This window comes from Paenibacillus sp. FSL R7-0652, assembly GCF_038595045.1.
In the GTDB taxonomy this organism is placed as follows: Bacteria; Bacillota; Bacilli; order Paenibacillales; family Paenibacillaceae; genus Paenibacillus.
The window spans coordinates 5,509,518-5,528,642 of record NZ_CP152001.1 but is presented as its reverse complement, the minus strand read 5'-3'; the positions used below and the strand labels follow the sequence as shown (position 1 = coordinate 5,528,642).

The window sequence follows — 19,125 nt, the reverse complement described above, 5'->3', positions numbered from 1 at the left end:
TCTTTGGGTAATGAAGGACAATAACGAATACGCAAGTAACCAATGATGAAGTGGAGAGAAGTTATGACACCGTGGGAACCTAACGAGATGGGGGCAGATACGGTCCGTATACCGCAGGATGAAGAGCGTGAACTGATCGAGATTGAATTGCTTCTGGAGGGAATGCATCGTTTGTATGGGTATGACTTCAGAAATTATGCGCTGCCTTCACTAAGACGTAGAATATGGCACTATGCGCATGCAGAAGGTGTGAAAAGCATATCCGGGCTGCAGGAAAAAGTGCTGCACAACCGTTCGTCATTTGAACGGTTTGTACAGAATTTGTCCATTCCTGTAACGGAAATGTTTCGCGACCCATCGCTTTTCCGCATGTTCCGGGAAAAGATTATCCCAATCCTGAGAACCTATCCGTATATCCGGATATGGCATGCAGGCTGCTCTACGGGGGAAGAAGTGTATTCCATGGCGATTATGCTGCATGAGGAAGGCCTTTACGATAAGGCGCGAATCTACGCAACGGACATGAATGACCGTTCACTGCAGCAGGCTAAGGAAGGCGTATACGGTATTGAGAAAATGAAGTTGTTTACAACAAACTATCTGGAGGCAGGGGGCACAAAAGCCTTCTCCGAATACTATACAGCAAAATATAATTCCGTTATATTTCACCCGTTTCTTCAGAAAAATATTATTTTTGCCGAGCATAACTTGGCAACAGACCGGTCATTTAATGAATTTAACGTTATTTTTTGCCGCAACGTGATGATTTATTTCAATGATGAGCTGCGGAACCATGTGCACGGGCTGTTTCATGAGAGCTTGAGCCACTTCGGCATCCTTGTTCTGGGATCGAAAGAATCCATTCATTTTACAGAATACAGCGATGCTTATGAGCCGTTAGACCGGACCGAAAAAATATACCGGAAGATCAAATAGGGGGTTAGGCTAGCTATGGGGCTCAATGAACCAATCCACATATTACTGGTAGATGACCGCCCTGAGAACCTGCTTGCGCTCGAAGCGGTTCTGGAATCAGAACAGTACAAACTCGTCAAAGCAAATTCCGGAGAAGAGGCACTCCGTTGTTTGCTTAAAGACGAATTTGCGGTCATTGTGCTTGATGTGCAGATGCCTGGTATGGACGGAATTGAGACAGCGAAATTAATCAAGGCACGTGACAAATCCAAGGATGTACCGATTATCTTCATCTCGGCAAACAGCAGAGAGGCGGAGCACTTGTTTGCCGGTTATTCTGCGGGAGCTATTGATTATATGGTCAAACCGTTTATTCCTCAGATTTTGAAGTCCAAAATCGAGGGTTTTGTGGAGATGTTTATTTCGAACAAAAGACTCAAGACACAGACCATGCTGCTTCATCAGAAGACGCAGGAACTGGAGAAGATGAATCAGCAGCTTGTGCAGGCCAAAGAAGAAGCCGAGATTGCGGCTAACGCCAAAACCGAGTTTCTGGCCATGATGAGCCATGAGATCCGTACACCTATGAACGGGGTGATCGGTATGGTTGACCTGCTGATGGAGACCGAGCTGAGAGAAGATCAGAAGGAATATGTGGATATCGTGCGCCGCAGCGCCGACGCACTGGTTGCAGTGATCAATGATATTCTTGATTTTACGAAGATGGAGTCTGGCAAAATGGAGCTGGAAGAGCATCCATTTGAACTGGTTTCCTGCATACGGGAAGTGCTGGGTTTGTTCGCTGCAGAGGCAGGTAAAAAAAACCTGGAACTGGATTACTTTCTTGAAGACTCCGTGCCTGAATTAATCTATGGGGATATGGCAAGGCTTCGGCAGGTGCTGCTTAATTTGATCGCCAATGCGGTGAAGTTTACAGATCATGGCGGTGTATATCTCATTGTATCCGTGAACGAAGAGCAGGATGATAACATGTCTCTGGAGTTTGCAGTGAAGGATACAGGAATAGGCATCGCGCCTGACAAAGTGGATCGCCTGTTCCAGCCGTTCTCCCAGCTTGACACGTCGATGACTCGTAAATATGGCGGAACAGGCCTGGGGCTGGCTATTTGCAAAACGCTGGTTGAAATGATGGGCGGCCATATTCATCTGGATACATCGGAGAAGCGGGGAGCTACCTTCGTGTTCACCATACAGGCGAAGCGTTATGTAGAAAAAGAATTAGTGCAGGGTATTGGCGAAGAAAAGCTAACGGATTTGGAAAAAAAGGATAAGCATCCGACCGTGCTAATTGTGGATGACCATCCGATCAACCAGAAGCTGATGTCAATTATGCTGCATAAGCTGGGGCTGCTTTCAGATATTGCAGAAGATGGTCAGAAAGCACTTGAGATGGTGATGGAAAGCCCGTCGCCATATGATTTTATATTTATGGATTTGCAGATGCCGGTCATGGACGGTCTGGAATGTACAAAACGTATACGGGAGAGTGTTCCCCAGAAGCAGCAGCCCATCATTATTGCGATGACGGCTAACGTGATGGAGGGTATTCAGCAGCGCTGTACGGCAGCAGGCATGGATGATTATATCAGCAAGCCCGTGAAGATGGGCAGTGTCAAACAGAAGCTTGCTCATTTTCAGAAGAAACGTCAAGTCGTCAATCCGGGTGCTTCAGCAATGAATCAAGCGAATTGAATATTTTGCCAGTTATGTTTCCTGTTTCACTTGAGCATAAGTTGGGTTATAAGTAAGGAAACCATTGATCAGGAGAGAGATGTCTAATGAATACAAATAAAAATGAGAAATTCAATGCAAGAACCGAGACACAAGACGGTGTATGCACAGTGTATCTGACTGGCGAACTGGATTTGTCGGTTGCTCCTGACTTCCGTTTGGTAATGGAACCGCTCGTGGACAACAAGGATCAGGATCTGATTATTAACATGAAAGATCTCAAGTACATTGATAGCACAGGGATTGGTATCCTGTTATCTGTTCTCAAGGCCAGACATGGAATGGAAGCTCGCTTTGAAGTACAGGAAGTTCCTGCGCAAATTCAGAAACTTTTTGATATGACGGGTATAGCCAAATTCTTTGTTACACAGAAGAATTCCCAATAGGAAAGGATCGAAAAAGGAATGAATGCAGAAGTCCAAAGAATTACTCTTAATTTACCGGCGACAGCTGAATATGTGGATATTGTAAGACTTAATCTATATGGTGTTGCGTCCAAAATGGGATTCTCATATGAGGACATTGAGGATATGAAGGTTGCTGTGTCGGAAGCCTGTAACAACTCCGTATTGTATGCCTACTCTCATGAAGGCGGTATGGTTGAAGTGGTATTTGAAGTAGATGGTGATGCACTTGCAATTACTGTCAAAGACGAGGGTGCCAGCTTCGAGAATGTGAATCCTGCTGTATCGCGTTCCGGCCTTCATGACAAGGAACTGACAGACGCTCAGATCGGCGGACTTGGGTTCTATCTCATGCAAGCCTTGATGGACGATGTCAGTGTGGAGAGTGAGACGGGCAAAGGTACGAAAGTAGTACTCGTAAAACGTCTTGCAAAAAGTGAGGAGAAAGTATGAATGAAAAAGTGACTCCCCCAGAGTCCATGTCTGAAGCGATTGGTTTGATCTGGGAATATCAGCAAACACAGGACAACGAAATCGCCACAGTTCTTATCCGCAAGTACGAACCGATGGTCAAGATGGCCGCGGGTAAAATTGCCCGGAATCGACCCGATTTATACGAGGATCTGTATCAAACGGGCCAAATGGCCTTGATCCGATTGCTGAAGCAATACGATATCAATCTGGGGATTCCATTTGAACCGTATGCAATGAAGAGTATGATCGGTCACATGAAAAATTATCTTCGGGATAAGTCATGGTACATTCAAGTGCCGAGAAGAATCAAGGAAAAAGGGGCATTAGTACAGCATGCCATTGATGAGCTGACGGTGAAGCTGGAACGTTCACCCGGGGTTAACGAGATTGCTGAATATCTCGATCTTACACCCGAGGAGACGATTGAGGTTCTGGCCGGCCGTGAGTGTTATCACTATGTTTCTCTGGATTCTCCTTTATCTCAGGATGACAGTGCAGCGACACTCGGTGAACTGATCAGCGCGGATGTAAATGACTTTGATTCGGTTGAAAAACGGATGGATCTGCAGCAGGCATTAGGACAGCTCAAGGAACAAGAGCAGAAAGTACTTATTTTAGCGTTCCAGGACGGGCAGTCGCAGCGAGCCATTGCGCAGAAGCTGGGTGTCTCCCAAATGAGTGTATCCCGAATTCAGAAACGGGCTACGGAGAAACTGAAGCAAATTATGTCCAACGCTTCTATGCTATGATAAATCATTCTTATTGCTGCCCGAATACGGCTTGACGAGGACACGGTATTGCACTGGACTGCATACGTGTCCTTTTTGAATTTAATGGAGTAAGCCCAGGGCAGAAGAAAAATTCGACAGGGGGATGTATAGTGGATCAAGTCAAACTGGAAGCTAGGCGTGATCAGTTATCCTACGCCGAACAGTGGCAGTGGTGGGATTGGGCAGCTCCGGATTCCAGCAGTATGGACCATGCGCTGAAAGATCTGACGGAAGCATTTCCAGATATGGAGTATTGGCTCCGCAAAATTCCGGAGGTTGAATCCAACTATTTGTCCGTGCGTTACATGAATGGAACGGAACCCGTTATTTTTGGTTCTTTCTTATATGCCGTAAAAAATGAGAGAGAAGATACACGCAAAGGGAATCAGATGTATTTTTATGTAGATCAACATCATATGGTTACGCTCAATCTCGATGAGAATACAAGGGAGATTATGAAATCGGGCGAACGTAAGCAGATGCTGCGGCAGTGTACGCAGGCCAGAGAAGGCATGTTTGTGCTCTTTCGGGCAATTCTGCATTACTATCATGTCGGCATGGATCATTTTGAGATGAATTTGCGGGATCTGGAGCGAAGAATGGAGACCCGCAATGCACGTACATTGATGGATCAGATTATGGCCGCACGGTTCGAATTGCTGTACTGGAGCAATCTGTTTATTCCTTATTCCGAATTAATGGCGGCTTCCCGGGAGGCTTACCTTCAGGAAATTACAGAGAATCGTTTCTATCAGCAGCTTCGGTATCGTGTTGAGCGGATGGAGTGTTTGTTCCAGCATTATGAAAAAGAGATTGATACCTTGATCTCAATAGACAATGCGATATCCGGTGTGCGCGGCAATGAAATTATGAAAACTCTAACGATAGTAACTTCCGTATTCACGCCGGCTACAGCTGCTGGTGCGATCTGGGGGATGAATTTCGAAAATTTACCCCTGATAGACAAAACATGGGGAGTAGTACTGGTTATCGCACTGATCATCTGCAGCATGATCAGCATGTATATATGGATGATGATGAAAGGTTGGACGGGAGATTTGCTGAAAGTAAAATCTGCCCAGTCTTCCGCTCCGGGAAACCGGGACAGATAAGAGGATGGACCGCGGTAGTCATAGACCAGCGGCTCCTCTTTTTATTTTTTGTAATCCTCGATGTAGCCGAGCAAATCAGCAATATATTGGCCCACAATGGGCATATTGACGAATTGACTAAGGATAAAGGCAAGCAAACCAAGTACAACAAACGTACCGACGGTCAATCCGAGTCCGCGTGCCATACCCGCAGTGAAGTTGGTGATAATTCGTTTTTTTGCACTGCTGTAATTTTCAATGATGTCTTTGATTTGTGCTCTCTCCAGACTATCAGCAATCTGATCGAGCCGCGTATTCAGCCGTTTGACCTCGTGCCGCAGTTCGAATGGATGTTCACTAGTATCGTACTGCTGTGCAGGTGTTCCCCCTGTTACCGGGGTATTCCCATTGATCGTGACTTTACTCATAATGACGATTCCTCCGTTCGCTCTGGATAAAAAATAGCCAGCTGAATGCAGCTGGCTATTCATTGCTTGATCCCTTCAGCCTTTACAGGCTGGTCGAGTTCAGTTCTTTACGTGCATCTTCTTTCGCTTCTGCGGAAGCGGCAGCTACTTCGTCAGATGCACGGGTTGCTTCCTCAGCAACGTCAGCAGACGCTTTTCTCACGGAATCCATAACCTCATTACGGCCTTGGTTTACCGTTCTTGCCAGATCGGATGTTTTGGATGACACCGTTTTGGCAAGTTCAGAAGCTTTATCTCCAACAACAGTTGCCACTTCTTTGGTACGGTCAGTTACCATGCCCACCTTCTCGGACAGGTCACCACGCAGTTCGCGTCCTGGTTTCGGGGCAAACAGCAGGGCAGCTGCAGCACCCAGCAGACCTCCGATGAAAATGCCTTTGGCGAAAGTAGAACCAGTTTGTACAGGATATTGCTCTTCTGCTTTATTCATGTCTAATCACTCCTTATTCAAATTAAAAACAATTTACGAAACAACGAACACCATCTAACCCGAATCAGGCAGCCTGTCTTAGCAGTCTGGACACAAGCCCCAGCAAGAAAACAAAGAGCGCTGTACCAATGATGGCGGGGATGACTGCAAAGTTACCGATAACCGGTCCCCAGTTACCAAGCAAAAGTGCCCCCAGCCAGGCTCCGGCAAATCCGGCAATCATAGCACCAATCACACCGCCCGGCATGTTATGACCGGCAAGTGCATCTCCGATCAGACCAATAATGACCGCCATGACAATGCTGATAATAATGCCCCACATAACAACCGCCTCCTTTTCAACTTGATGCAGGATGTTGTCTGTTCGCGTTTGCTTACTTCGTATATAAACGCCGTGCATCTCGGTGAAACAACTATCTGCCCGATGAATAAACTGGAAACAGGAGACAGATGAACATTAAAGGAAACGTTTCATCCCCTGAATCCAGCATAAAATCCAGACGGATCCGGCAGCAAATCCGGCAATCACATCAGTAGGATAATGGACTCCGAGCATGATTCGACTAAGACCGATCAACAAAATAAATGTAATGCCGCAAAAAACAGGAATCCACCTAAGAGCTAAATCTTTGTCTCTCCATTCCAAGGCCCAGACGACAAAAAGCATGCCGTAGAATCCCATTGAAATCATGGCATGACCGCTGGGATAACTGTAGCCATGCACAACGAGAAGGTGATCCAGTTCCGGTCTGCTCCGTCTGAAAATTTCCTTCAATAGGGTGTTCAGTACCCACATCATGCCAAAGCTTATGCTGATTACACAGCCATATACATTTGTTCTGTGACGGCGCCTTGCGAAGCATAACAGTGCAAAGCCGGCTGCCGCGAGTACTGATATTTTGAATGAACCTATAGCTGTGATGAAAGAAGTATAAGGAAGCAGAGAGAGACGTGATTGGGAATGCAGGTAGAAGATTTGCTGTACCTGATTATCCAGCTGAATCAGGCGATCCAGGCCAACCCAGGCTCCTGCACCGGCTAACAACAATACAATGGATGCGCTGAGCAGTGCAGCAATAAGGGTATATTTCAGCAGAAATTGCAAAGGGATGATATGTGGCGGTTCAGATGAAAGATGTTGAGAGCTGCGCAGCATATAACTTATCTCCTTCTATACAAGTGTAGTTCTTCGGTAATGCTGATAAAGCTTTACCCGAAACGACTGTCGAAAAAACTGTAAAACCGTCGATTTTGTACTATACTAATGAGGATATCCCATGCGGCGCCGTGAAGCAAAGCAGAGATGAACTGAATTATATATTAAGTTGAATACTGCTTTTACACTTTAACGGAGAGGACAGAAAAAACCTGAAAAAGCGAAGCGCTCGCCTTTATCACCGGATTTTTCCCTTCGGAAAAGGAATTCAAAAAATCTGAGGATAAGCGCTACTCTCCAGGTTATTCTGTCTTCGGAGTGGACTGTGTAAAATCTTGAATTCAACTTGTATAGTCATGAATTTGGAAATATGAAGGAGAGAAACACGCATGGAGAGTGCTTTATTAGTTAAAGAATACCGTGCAGGCGTGATGGAATGCGCCCATTACGGACACATATGTATTACAGATGAGCATGGACGGGTTGTATATTCGGCTGGTGATCCCCATTTCAGAACTTTTACACGTTCATCTGCCAAACCATTTCAGGCGATCCCGGGTATTCGGGCTGGAATCGACCGTCACTATAACCTTGAAGCACAGGAAATTGCCATCATGGCCTCGTCACATCGCTCAGAACCCGAGCATATCCGAGTGCTGGAACATTTAGCCCGTAAAATCGGACTTGGCGAGGAATGTCTGATCTGTGCACCAAGCTACCCACTTAATGAAGAGAGCCGCAATTCCTGGATTCGTGCACAAGGAGAAAAACGCCGCATACTGCATAACTGTTCAGGCAAACATCTCGGAATTCTAGGGTACAGTCAGATGAAACAGTTTGATTTAAACAGCTATGCCGAGCCGGATCATCCCGTGCAGCGGGAAATTCTTGAAACGCTGGCAGGCCTCGCAGGCATTGAAGAAAAAGAGATTCAACTCGGGACGGATGGCTGCGGCTTTCCGGTATTTTCACTGCCGTTGTCTGCACTCGCGAGTGCATACCTGAAGCTGGCTTGTCCCGATCTTATCGCTGATGGCCCTACACGTACCGCTGTAGAAACGATTACTTCAGCTATGAATGCGCACCCTCTGATGGTCGGTGGGTTGAATCGGGTAGATTCGGTGCTGCTGGAGGACGATAACATCGTTGCCAAAGGTGGATTCAAGGGTGTATTTGGTTTTGCGCTGAAAAAAGAGAGACTGGGCATCACGTTTAAAGTACTGGATGGTTCCGAAGAAGAATGGGCCTCCATTACACAATCGATATTGAAGCAAATCGGTTATTCCAACTCCAAAACCGCTGCGAGGTTGGCTGAAGTATTCCCGGCAGCTATCCGTAACGACGCTGGGACTCTCGTAGGGGAAATGGAAAGTGAATTTGTACTCCACTCATTAAAAGATAGCGTGTAACCTTTGGAATGAGCGTGATTAGAATGACCGGACCCCGGGTAAAGATCACATACCAACTGGTATTGACCTTAACTTAATTTTAACACGCATGGATTACTGCCCATGAGGCAGTTCCAATCCTCTGGAGGTGGATGTATATGATTAAAGTAGTGACATCGGAAGAAAGGCACACGTCGGATCGAGGTTGGATACACAGTGAATTCAGCTTTTCCTTTGCAGATTACGAGGATCCAAGCAATGCCCATTTTGGTTGTCTGTTAGCCCATAATGACAACACACTGATGCCGCAGGAAGGCTTTAAAAAACATCCCCATCACGATCTTGAAATCGTCAGTTACGTAATATCAGGTACGCTTAAGCATACAGATAGTATGGGCACGGAACAGCTGCTGAAAGCGGGGACGGTTCAAGTGATGAGCGCTGGGACAGGTGTGGAGCATTCCGAAACGAATCCGGACACGGATGAACCTGTACGCTTTCTGCAGATGTGGTTTCTGCCTTCCCAGCGAATGCTTAAACCGTCTTATGCCTATCGTAAAATAGAAGAGTCTGCACCGCTGAATCGACTTTGTCCAATTGTATCAGGGGTGTCAGATCAGCCGGATGAAATTTCAGAAGAGGGTTCGCTGCGTATTGCGCAGGACGTAACCTGTTATCTGTCCAAACTGGAGTCGGGCAAGAAGTTAATGTATCCGCAGCATGAGGAGCGGCGTACACATTTGTTCCTTATTAGCGGTCATCTCGAGATTCAGTGCTCCGATGGCCATTTTAATCTCAAGCCCGGAGATGCGGCTCGAATCCGCAAAAGCTGTGACCTGCAAATGACAAGCGCAGGCAGCGAGCCCGCAGAATTTGTACTTATTGATCTACCTTGACAGGAGCACTGCATCAGAGCGTTGTATTGATCCGTTAGCACAGCCGAACAGGCTGTAAAAAAGGGACCTGTTATACATCAACATACGGATGTATAACAGGTCCCTTTAGTTTGTGTTTCTGCCAGATGTGAAGGCAGAGGTTTACGAATGATGGCCTATTTGCGCAGTCTGCCAAGTTCAGAAGCAACGGCTTCCACTTCCGAGATACTCAGATGCTCTTTACTCATGACCATCTCATACAAATCCTGCAGATCCTCATATTTCTCAAGTGGGAATGCTGAAGCCTGCATAGCGGCACCACTGGCCATCCGCAGTTTGGTCTTGATGGCTTCTATCATATATTCCATATTAGCTGCTGTTGCTTGTGTTAAATCCATCGTTTACTTCATCCTTTCCATCTTCCAGGGATGGTTTGTTCGCTTTTCATAAGAGAAACTCCTGTTATTGTAGCATGAGTGGAAGGAGACAAGCCAATGATTTTGCGGGGGGACGGAGCATCGGTTACAATATGGGAATAGAACTGAACGACTGGCATGAGAAGATCATGCCGGAGCTGTCCATCGTATCCGTTTATAACAGGAGGGAATTCAGCTTGACCTTATACAAACGAGAGCTGGTCCGGCAGCAGAGTCGAGGCATGCGTAAAGGTGTACATAGAGATCAGCTTGTTCTTTTTTTCAAGGACATCTTCCAGCGGCATAATCTCGACGAGATTACGTTTCTCTGTATCGGTACAGACCGTTCGACCGGAGATGCACTCGGACCCATGACGGGTACGCTGCTCGAAGAACAGGGTTTACCCCATGTAATTGGCACACTGGCTGCTCCATGTGATGCAGACACGCTCGAAAAGAGGTTGGCACATATTCCGGCACAGCATACCATTATTGCAATAGATGCCTGTTTGGGCCCGAAAGATGCTGCCGGGACATATTATGTATCCGGAGCGCCGCTTCGTCCGGCCGAATCCGTTGGTGGCAAGCTGCCGCCGGTCGGGCAGTACAGCTTAGCCGCAGTAGTTAATGCTAATGGACCAAGGCCGTATTCGATTTTGCAGATGACTTCTCTGTACCTTGTTATGAACATGGCCCAAACGATTGCCGATTCCATATCTGAGGCCCGGAGTGCACGACAAACGTTTCATTTGTGAGTTGATTGCTTAATAATATACAACCTGAAATATTACATTCGCGCAGAGAGAGGGATTAATATGGAAAAAGTGATGTGTGATGGAACGACGATTTGTTATGCCGAGCAGGGGAAAGGGGAAGCACTCGTGCTGCTCCATGGATACTGCGGCAGTTCATCTTATTGGGATGAAGTGGTGCCGGAATTGGCACGCGGTTATCGTTGTATCGTGCCCGATCTGCGTGGACACGGCAAAACGGATGCACCGGTTGGCAGTTATACGATTGAACAGATGGGCAATGATGTCCTGCAGCTAATGGATGAAATCGGTGTGGAAAAAGCGGTTATTCTCGGACACTCCATGGGCGGTTATATTGCACTTTCGATCGCACAGCATCATCCGGAGCGTCTGAATGCGTTTGGTTTGATTCATTCAACGGCGTTCCCAGACGGTGATGAGGCGAAGGAGAAACGCCTGCGTGCGGTATCCACCATTCAGTCTGAAGGTATTGTGAACTTTGTGGACGGGCTGGTTCCGGGCTTGTTCGCACCGGAGCATGTGGAATCCATGTCTGCACACTTGAATCGTGTGAAGGAAATCGGTTACCAGACTGCACCTCAAGGAGCAGTCGGTGCTGCACTGGCTATGCGCGAACGCCCGGATCGCCGGGATGTATTATCCGCTTCGCCGCTTCCTGTGCTGCTCGTGGCAGGAGAAAAGGACGGTTTGATTCCGCCGGAGCGCACTTTTACAAGTGATAAGCCTCATATTGTGCAGGCCACGATTGCAGGTGCAGGGCATATGAGCATGTATGAAGCACCGGAAGAGCTGATTCAGGTGATTAAGCAGTTTATGGCAGGTTTGACTGATTAAGATGAACTGAGAGAACGTTTGGAAAATGGAAATGAAAAAGACGACCGTATAGGACTTTCTGTTGAATTGAGCGAGTGTCTGGTAGATGACAACGGACCATCGTTTGCATATGAAGACCCCTGCATGTCTATGTGGACAAGCAGGGGTTTTTGATTTGTTTGCTGCCCGGCTTGGAGTTAGCCGGATTTTCGCTTTTTTTTACGGCATGAATTAAAATAAAACGTATAGTCAGGCGGAAGAAAAAGGTTGGAAGATGATAAAGAAATGAGGGGGCACAGCAATGTTCAGGAAGGATTATCTGCTCCGAATGATGGAGGAAATGACAGAGGCGATCGGCAAAGCCTTTACACTCAGACAGCAGCGTAAACATACGGAAGCTTTGTCTGAACTGGACGAACTGATGCGCAGACAATTTGGCATGAATCTCTCGTTGCTGAACTCGCTGCCCGCAGAGGATGTCATCGAAATGTTCCGCTTTCGGGGAGTCATTGAGGTGGACAATCTGCAGCAGGCGGCAAGACTTATTGAAGAAGAGGCTTATATTCACCAGGAGAAGGCCAGAGTTGAAGGCATAGATGATGAGGAGAAAATGGAGGCAGAGGATGCTGCGCTTGTCCGTTTAATGCGAGCTTCACATTTTTACCTGTATGCATTGAATCATGGGGCTAATCCGCAGCTGCTGCAGGCACCTGAACGTGTAGAGGAAGTGATGGAACAAATTCAGGGATATGAGCTTCCTGCCCGAACGGAAAAGCAGCTTGCACTGTACCGGGAGCATCAGGGACGATACGATGCAGCTGAGAACAGCTGGTACCGATTGCTGCATCTTGGCCCGGAGTATCCGGTGCAGTATGAGGATGATGCCAGAGCATTTTATCAGAGGCTGATCGAACTTACGGATGATCAGCTTGAACGGGGCGGCCTGCCGCGAGCTGAGGTTGAAGAGGGGCTGGCTCAGATTAAAGTTTCGGAAACGAGACGTTAGCAGCAGAGAACGTTTTCTGGATTCAGGCTGAAGTATGGAACGTGGACTTACAACACATATGGAGAGCAGGTCCCTCACTTGGAGCGGACACAAAATTATGGTATGGTAACGTGTGACCAAACCAAACCGAAAGTGAGATGTACCCCGTGGATTCGTTGCGAAAGCTTATACAAGATGTTTTTGAACAGAACTCGCTGATTACGGCGACCTGGAGTCAGCTGCGCAGACGGGACAATGTCTCGTTTACCAAAGTGCAGGTGAAGCCGGTAACGCTGAAAAATCAGCTTCATTATCAGTTTGCTTTTCATTATGCGAATAAAGTGCTGCATGAAAACTTGACCCCGGCTGAAGCGATGGCGCGCATGACTTTGTTATGTGAAGAGACGTTTCGTCAAGGGCTGCTCTGTACGACAGAGGCAGATTATCAAATTTTGATCAGCAAAAAATATAAAGTGTCAATTCTGACCAAATCCCCATCCAAAACAGCGGTGGACCTTTCCCACAATCGTAAAAAGCAGTATGTGCTGGAAGAAGGCGTTCCCGTTTCCTTCCTCGTTGAACTCGGAATTATGAATGAAGAGGGACGTGTACTTGCGCGCAAGTATGATAAGTTCAGGCAGATTAACCGTTTCCTTGAGATGGTGCAGGATGTTATTCCTCACCTGCCAGAAGGGCGTCCGCTGACCATCGTCGATTTTGGCTGCGGCAAGTCCTATCTGACCTTTGCCCTCTATCATTATTTGTCTGTACAGCAGCGTCGTTCGCTCAAGATTATCGGTCTTGATTTAAAGGCTGATGTCATTGAACGCTGTAATGATCTGGCTAGACGTCTGCACTATGGTGATCTGAAATTTCTCGTGGGTGACATTGCGGATTATGATGAACTGAATGAAGTGGATATGGTGGTTACTCTCCATGCTTGTGATACCGCTACAGATGCGGCTCTGGAGAAAGCTGTGCGCTGGGGGGCTTCCGTTATTCTTTCGGTGCCTTGCTGTCAGCATGAGCTGTATGACCAGGTTGAATCTTCGGTAATGAATCCGCTGCTGTCCCACGGCATTCTGAAAGAACGTTTCTCGGCACTGGCAACAGATGCGATTCGCGCCAAACTGCTCGATTTAATGGGATATAAGACACAGCTGCTCGAATTTATTGACTTGGAGAATACACCTAAAAACATTTTGATTCGCGCCGTACGTGGTCAGGCGGGTCAAGTGAGTGAGATGTGGGATGAATACACTGCATTCCGCGATTTCATCCATGCCGATCCTTATTTGGAGCGCGCCTGTGCAGACCTGCTTCCGGTTGAGGGAAGCAAGTCCGGAGGAAAAGTAGACAGGGAAAACTTGGAGCGATCTGCCAAGTGCAGCCTCCACTGATCTTGTATTGGGAATGTGATCGATGAGCAAAGGTTGATAAAGATTGAGTAGTAAAACGAGAAGTCGAAGCATCTACCGCATAAGTGGTCTGCAAATGTGAGGAAAAGGACATGCTGGTAAAAGGGTCGTTTAACTCGATGCCAGATCAAAAACAGAGAATTAATGAAATGATGTATCATTAATTCATGAGTGACAGGTCAACGCATAAGTAAAAATGTGTATCTGGAATATCCAATGCGTTGGTGCCGAGTTATTTAATGCTGTTAAATGTGAATATCTTGAATGTGATCTGTGTATGCCTGAATCAGTCAGAGGACAATCAGCATCGGCTGGTACTGTGGAGCATAATTCACAGTGCCAGCTCAGCTGAAAAAAGACAGAAGGACCCGTAATGAGGGTCTTTCTGTCTTTTTTATTGTTTTTGATGAAGAAAGGAGGAGGTGTGGAGTGGAGGAAAAAGAGAAAGTGAATGAAGAAGCAAAAAAAGATAGCAGCAGAGGGGGCGCAGGTCAGCAGGAACTGTTTTATCAGAATGGTGGTCAGGCAGAAGGCAGAGGTTTGGCAGGCCGCTCATGTCAACCCGGACGGTTGGATGAATTACCGGAATACGGGTGCTATTTGGCACATGACTGCAATACATATAACGATACAGCCGGTCCACACAGCCTATGGGTCACAGGACGGGTATCAGATACATCCAGCCGCTGGAGCAGGACGAAGGAAAAGAAAAGCAGGACAGATATGAACCGATCCAATTGGACGGCAGTCTTAGGTATGGGCACCTTGGTTGTATTGCTCGCAGGATGTTTGCGTAGAGGGTTATTCTTTTCGGCTGATGTATACCCCGTTATTTTGATGACCGCGGTCATCGTGAGCATTTCGCTGGTAATGTACATAGAGGGAATGCTGGAAACACAGCCTGCCGGCATGGACATGATACGCTTAGAATTCATGAGGCCGGAAAATCCGCAATTTATCCAGGTGTTATTTCCTTTGGTAGTCATGATGTGTTATGCGGTACATGCCTTGGCCGGCTCGGTAAGTACGCAGGGCAGCATCGATGAAATGCTGCGCTGGAGCCTGCTTGCGATGTTTGCCCTGCTCGCTGCGCTGCTGGCAGCGAGCAGGAATGGTGTGCGGTGGATTGCCTTGGGCTGGCAGCTGGCAGGCGGCCTGCTTGTGCTGAGCGGTATTCTTGCCGTGTGCGGTGTGATGCCGCTGCCTTACGGGATCATGCGCACAGCGGACCCGGAGATCAGCTCCGCCGGCGCTCGGCTCGGCGGATTGCTGCAGTACCCCAATGCGTACGGTGCCGTCGCCTGCATGTACGCATTGGAGCGGCTGACGGCAGCCGCGGGTGTGCTGGCCGGCCGGGCGGTCCCGGCACGCCGGCTCATCGCGGCGGTGCTGCCGCTTATGCCCGCGCAAGCCGCGCTCCTGCTGAGCGAGTCGCGCGGCGCTTGGCTTGCGGCCGGCTGTGCCGCGGCCGCCGCCTTGGCTCTGCAGCGGCGCGGTGCCCGCCTGCCGCTGCTGCTGGCCTTGGCCGCGCCCCTGGCATGCGCGGCCTGGCTGTACCGCCAGCTGGCTGCTGCCCAGCTGGCGCCTGCACCTGTGCCCGGCCTGCTGGCACTGGCCGGGGCATGGGCAGCTGCGCTGCTCGGCACGCTGCTGCTGTGCCGTCTCTGGCACAGCCGCGCCCGTGCTGGCCGCGCCGCTGCCTTGGCGACTACCGTGCTGGCGTGCATCGCCGCTGCACTTATGGCCGCAGCCTCCACCGCCGATCGCTTCGCGGCGGGTGTCGGCACAGGGGCATCCCGCCTGCAGATGTGGCGGGATGCCCTGCAGCTGTGGACCGAGGCCGCATGGCTCGGCCACGGGGGAAACACATGGCGCAGCATGTTCCGCGCCATTCAGTCCTCGCCGTATGTCGGCGGCGAGGTTCACAGCGGGCTGCTCGACCTGGCCCTGGATACGGGCCTGCTCGGCATCGCGCTGATTGCAGGGTGGATGCTCTTCACCCTGCACAGCATGCGACGCTTCGCACCGCGCCTGCTGCCGGCTGTACTTGTCTTTGCCCTGCATGGGGCTGTGGACTTCGACTGGAGCTATGCGCTCAGCTGGATGCTTTTCATCTGGCTTACGGCATGGGCCGCTGCGCTGAGAAGAGAAACAGAGGTAGCGGCACTCTACCCGTACGCGTTCATTAATGGCAGTGTGTCTGCTGCAGCTCCTGCTCCAAAGTCTCTTGTAGATACAGCTTGTGCAGGCTCGATCAATGATGCAGCTTCGCAGCCTGTGAATGCGCTGCAGCAATCTAAGCGATACTCGTACCACCTTACCTTACAAGCAATCCGTTTAAGGCTGGTCCTTGTCCATGCTTCCATTCAAACTTACATCCGTCCCTGTATCCAACTTCTTTCCAGCCCTGCATCACGCCCAATCAGGCGGTATACGGCGGCGTTTCTGCTCGCATGCTGGCTTGGGGGGACCGTCTGGATTACAGCGCATTACATGTGGGCAGCTATACAGTATCGTCAAGCAATTGCGGAGCCAATGGAGACTTCAACAAGTGTCGAATATTTTAAATCAGCATATCACTTGAATCCAGCCCGGCCTGATTTGGCGATTTCCTTTGCGCGAACACTGCCTTATGCAGAAGCTCATTCCATTTTACTGAACGGCTTGTCCTATTCGCCGCAAGATCCTGATCTTTATTTGGAGCTTGGGAAACGGGCATCACAATCAGGCCAAGGGAAACAGGCGGGGACATATTTTATCAAAGCCATCTCCTTAAATCGTTATGAGCAGGAAATTTATAGGGCGGCGGTGCACGAGATGGAACAGATCGCGATGCATGAAATTTCCCATGGAAGAGCCCGGCAGGCGCAGCAGACCGCTGCCGTGGGGGCGCAGATCTACGAGCAGTATAAAAATCTGGCAGCACAGGTCAATGCGGAATATATACGCAGTGATCGTCATTTCCAACTGGACAGTTCTTCTGCCTTATCGGGTGAGAACCTGCGCAGCATTGCTGCAGGTACCTTAATCAAAAATAAGCCTTACAAATCAATTAGATCGTGCATTCGCTGCAATTCACAGAACTGAAATGGCGAGCTGGACCCTGTATGTATTTGAACCTGCTTACCTGCCCGAGCTGCATTTGTTTTGGGATATCATTCGGTGATAACTCCCGATACGTAACGTTCCATGGTCTCTGGCTTTCCCTTTACGATTCATGGTCAAGATATGCTTTGAACAGGCTGACGAGGGAAAACACTGCCCGCCTGTTCCGGTCTTCTTTTTACAGACGATAACCGCCAAAGGCATGTTTGAAGGCTTCATTAAGGGATTCAACCTCTACATCCCACAGTGCCGCAATTTCTGCGCTGACTTCGGTATTCCACCATTCGCACAGTTTTTTACGGTCGCTGCGGTTTTCTCCAATCCAGAGCAGGTTTCCGATGACTTTGGCGTAGTATCGCTCCTCGGCCTGCTTCATGCGTTCTGGCGAAATGTACAATTTCAGCCTTTTGGCTGTACGATACAATTCCTTGCTGCAGGCACGGCGAATGCCTCGGGCAGAAGGAAGGTTTTGACCGGATTGCTTATGTTTGACCGGGGGAGATCCGGGTACAGATTTGAATGACATGTGCTCACGCTCCTCTCCCCATACCATATGCGAATCAGCGGCTGCGGGATACTGTCCCTGTCTCTCAAGTAGCCACGTTCAGGGGCCTGTGATAAAATAAGGACGAACTCCCATGGTGCGGCAGGGCACCGTCATTAAGGAAAAAGAGAGAGGGTTGAGATGGACGTTATTCATAACATTGTCAGCCAATTATTCGACTGGATTCAAAGTCTCGGATACTTCGGCATCATGCTCGGATTAATGCTGGAAGTCATTCCAAGTGAAATTGTGCTGGCATATGGCGGTTTTCTCGTTTCCCAGCATCACATTAATTTCTTCGGTGCGATGATTTTTGGTACAATAGGCGGGGTGCTGGCTCAGCTGTTTATTTACTGGATCGGCCGTTATGGCGGCAGACCTGTGCTTGAACGATACGGTAAATACATACTGATCCAGAAAAAACATATCGATCATTCCGAAGAATGGTTTCGCAAGTATGGTACGGGGGTTATTTTTACAGCGCGGTTTATCCCGGTCGTAAGACATGCGATTTCGATTCCTGCGGGCATCACCAAAATGCACACAGGCAAATTCATTCTGCTCACTACACTCGCTGTTATACCTTGGACTGCATTGTTTATATATTTAGGGATGATTCTCGGAGATCAGTGGAAGCATGTAGATGAGAAAGCGGCACCGTATATTACACCGATTCTGCTTGTTGCGCTTGCTCTTATGATTATTTATTTTGTTATTAAATGGATGAATGTACGTAAAAAGAGAGGAAGTGTGAAGTAATGTCTAAACCTAACTTGTCTCACAAATTCGGAAAAGGCCTGCCTCCGAAGGAATTTATCGCAAGTATGACCAAAAATCAAAGCGAATTTCAATCGAACTATGACAGCTTTGTCTGGGCAAGCGAAGAGGATCGTGAATTTTTTGAGAGTCTGAATCATCGTGACGACCTTCGTGTGCTGATTTTGGCAGCGGATTGGTGTGGTGATGTCGTTCGCAATATTCCGGTTGTATTTCAGGCTTTGGAAATTTCCGGCATCCCGACGGAAGTGCTGATTATGGAGAATCACCCGGAAGTAATGGATGAGTTCCTTACGATGGGCGGACGTTCGGTGCCGATTGTGATCTTTGCAGATACAGGCGGACACGTGCTTGGTCAATGGGGACCCCGTCCGCAGCATGTACAAGAAGTGATGGTGGAGTTCAAACGTCTTAATCCTGACCGTGAAGCTGCAGATTATCAGGACAATATGGCAGAGGCACGCAAAGAGATTCTGAAACGTTACGGTGAAGGAACGGAGTCTCATGCAGTTATCATTCGTGAACTGCGTGAACTGATTTCGGGGCTGTAA

21 protein-coding genes are annotated in these 19,125 nt (G+C 48.4%); 15 read left to right on the top strand and 6 right to left on the bottom strand.

Going from position 1 to position 19,125, the window contains the following annotated elements:
* The first annotated feature begins 63 nt into the window (after positions 1-63).
* The 6 genes from MKY97_RS24380 (at position 64) to MKY97_RS24355 (ending at position 5,427) form a co-directional block, all read left to right on the top strand.
* The gene (locus tag MKY97_RS24380) at positions 64-936 is read left to right on the top strand and encodes a protein-glutamate O-methyltransferase CheR (RefSeq protein ID WP_342552797.1); all 873 of its coding nucleotides are present in this window, start codon (positions 64-66) and stop codon (positions 934-936) included.
* Positions 937-951: 15 nt separating this feature from the next.
* Positions 952-2,628, top strand: a complete 1,677-nt coding sequence (locus MKY97_RS24375; protein ID WP_342552796.1) for a response regulator — start codon at positions 952-954, stop codon at positions 2,626-2,628.
* 86 nt (positions 2,629-2,714) lie between these two features.
* Positions 2,715-3,053, top strand: coding sequence for an STAS domain-containing protein (locus MKY97_RS24370; RefSeq protein WP_342552795.1), 339 nt, complete (start codon positions 2,715-2,717; stop codon positions 3,051-3,053).
* 18 nt (positions 3,054-3,071) lie between these two features.
* A complete protein-coding gene (rsbW, locus tag MKY97_RS24365; protein WP_342552794.1) occupies positions 3,072-3,524 on the top strand; it encodes an anti-sigma B factor RsbW in 453 nt (150 codons plus the stop codon).
* A complete protein-coding gene (locus tag MKY97_RS24360) occupies positions 3,521-4,294 on the top strand; it encodes a sigma-70 family RNA polymerase sigma factor (protein ID WP_342552793.1) in 774 nt (257 codons plus the stop codon). The genes rsbW and MKY97_RS24360 overlap by 4 nt, the downstream gene beginning before the upstream one ends.
* Positions 4,295-4,425: 131 nt before the next feature.
* On the top strand, positions 4,426-5,427 hold the full coding sequence (locus MKY97_RS24355; RefSeq protein WP_342552792.1) for a magnesium transporter CorA family protein: 1,002 nt from the start codon (positions 4,426-4,428) through the stop codon (positions 5,425-5,427).
* Between the two features lie 41 nt (positions 5,428-5,468).
* On the opposite strand, the gene MKY97_RS24350 is transcribed toward MKY97_RS24355, so the two are convergent.
* The 4 genes from MKY97_RS24350 to MKY97_RS24335 form a co-directional block, all read right to left on the bottom strand.
* Positions 5,469-5,834: a DUF5665 domain-containing protein gene (locus MKY97_RS24350; protein WP_342552791.1), complete on the bottom strand. Its 366-nt coding sequence runs from the start codon at positions 5,832-5,834 to the stop codon at positions 5,469-5,471.
* A gap of 82 nt (positions 5,835-5,916) precedes the next feature.
* Positions 5,917-6,324 carry a YtxH domain-containing protein gene (locus MKY97_RS24345; protein WP_342552790.1) on the bottom strand — a complete coding sequence of 136 codons (408 nt, stop codon included), beginning with the start codon at positions 6,322-6,324 and terminating at the stop codon, positions 5,917-5,919.
* Positions 6,325-6,388: 64 nt separating this feature from the next.
* A complete protein-coding gene (locus MKY97_RS24340; RefSeq protein WP_293198004.1) occupies positions 6,389-6,646 on the bottom strand; it encodes a GlsB/YeaQ/YmgE family stress response membrane protein in 258 nt (85 codons plus the stop codon).
* A 135-nt stretch (positions 6,647-6,781) separates the two neighbouring features.
* Positions 6,782-7,480 (bottom strand): phosphatase PAP2 family protein, encoded by a 699-nt coding sequence (locus MKY97_RS24335; RefSeq protein WP_342552789.1) that lies wholly within the window; start codon positions 7,478-7,480, stop codon positions 6,782-6,784.
* Between the two features lie 389 nt (positions 7,481-7,869).
* On the opposite strand from MKY97_RS24335, the gene MKY97_RS24330 reads away from it, so the two are divergent.
* On the top strand, positions 7,870-8,889 hold the full coding sequence (locus tag MKY97_RS24330) for an asparaginase (protein ID WP_342552788.1): 1,020 nt from the start codon (positions 7,870-7,872) through the stop codon (positions 8,887-8,889).
* Between the two features lie 137 nt (positions 8,890-9,026).
* Entirely contained in the window at positions 9,027-9,764 is a 738-nt protein-coding gene (locus MKY97_RS24325; RefSeq protein WP_342552787.1) for a pirin family protein, read from the top strand.
* A 155-nt stretch (positions 9,765-9,919) separates the two neighbouring features.
* Here MKY97_RS24325 and MKY97_RS24320 read toward each other — a convergent pair whose 3' ends face one another.
* Positions 9,920-10,141 carry a DUF1128 domain-containing protein gene (locus MKY97_RS24320; RefSeq protein ID WP_342552786.1) on the bottom strand — a complete coding sequence of 74 codons (222 nt, stop codon included), beginning with the start codon at positions 10,139-10,141 and terminating at the stop codon, positions 9,920-9,922.
* Between the two features lie 131 nt (positions 10,142-10,272).
* On the opposite strand from MKY97_RS24320, the gene yyaC reads away from it, so the two are divergent.
* The 5 genes from yyaC to MKY97_RS24295 all read left to right on the top strand — a co-directional run bounded on the left by yyaC (position 10,273) and on the right by MKY97_RS24295 (position 17,235).
* On the top strand, positions 10,273-10,914 hold the full coding sequence (yyaC, locus tag MKY97_RS24315) for a spore protease YyaC (protein ID WP_342552785.1): 642 nt from the start codon (positions 10,273-10,275) through the stop codon (positions 10,912-10,914).
* 60 nt (positions 10,915-10,974) lie between these two features.
* Complete coding sequence (locus MKY97_RS24310; RefSeq protein WP_342552784.1) at positions 10,975-11,766, top strand: alpha/beta hydrolase; 792 nt, start codon at positions 10,975-10,977, stop codon at positions 11,764-11,766.
* A gap of 280 nt (positions 11,767-12,046) precedes the next feature.
* A complete protein-coding gene (locus MKY97_RS24305) occupies positions 12,047-12,751 on the top strand; it encodes a DUF6483 family protein (RefSeq protein ID WP_342552783.1) in 705 nt (234 codons plus the stop codon).
* A gap of 137 nt (positions 12,752-12,888) precedes the next feature.
* Positions 12,889-14,130: an SAM-dependent methyltransferase gene (locus MKY97_RS24300; protein WP_342552782.1), complete on the top strand. Its 1,242-nt coding sequence runs from the start codon at positions 12,889-12,891 to the stop codon at positions 14,128-14,130.
* A 447-nt stretch (positions 14,131-14,577) separates the two neighbouring features.
* Positions 14,578-17,235 carry an O-antigen ligase family protein gene (locus MKY97_RS24295; RefSeq protein ID WP_342552781.1) on the top strand — a complete coding sequence of 886 codons (2,658 nt, stop codon included), beginning with the start codon at positions 14,578-14,580 and terminating at the stop codon, positions 17,233-17,235.
* Positions 17,236-17,431: 196 nt separating this feature from the next.
* On the opposite strand, the gene MKY97_RS24290 is transcribed toward MKY97_RS24295, so the two are convergent.
* Entirely contained in the window at positions 17,432-17,779 is a 348-nt protein-coding gene (locus tag MKY97_RS24290; RefSeq protein WP_342552780.1) for a dehydrogenase, read from the bottom strand.
* Between the two features lie 159 nt (positions 17,780-17,938).
* Between MKY97_RS24290 and MKY97_RS24285 the strand changes: the two genes are divergently transcribed.
* Positions 17,939-18,556, top strand: a complete 618-nt coding sequence (locus tag MKY97_RS24285) for a DedA family protein (RefSeq protein ID WP_342552779.1) — start codon at positions 17,939-17,941, stop codon at positions 18,554-18,556.
* The gene (locus tag MKY97_RS24280) at positions 18,556-19,125 is read left to right on the top strand and encodes a thioredoxin family protein (protein ID WP_342552778.1); all 570 of its coding nucleotides are present in this window, start codon (positions 18,556-18,558) and stop codon (positions 19,123-19,125) included. The genes MKY97_RS24285 and MKY97_RS24280 overlap by 1 nt, the downstream gene beginning before the upstream one ends.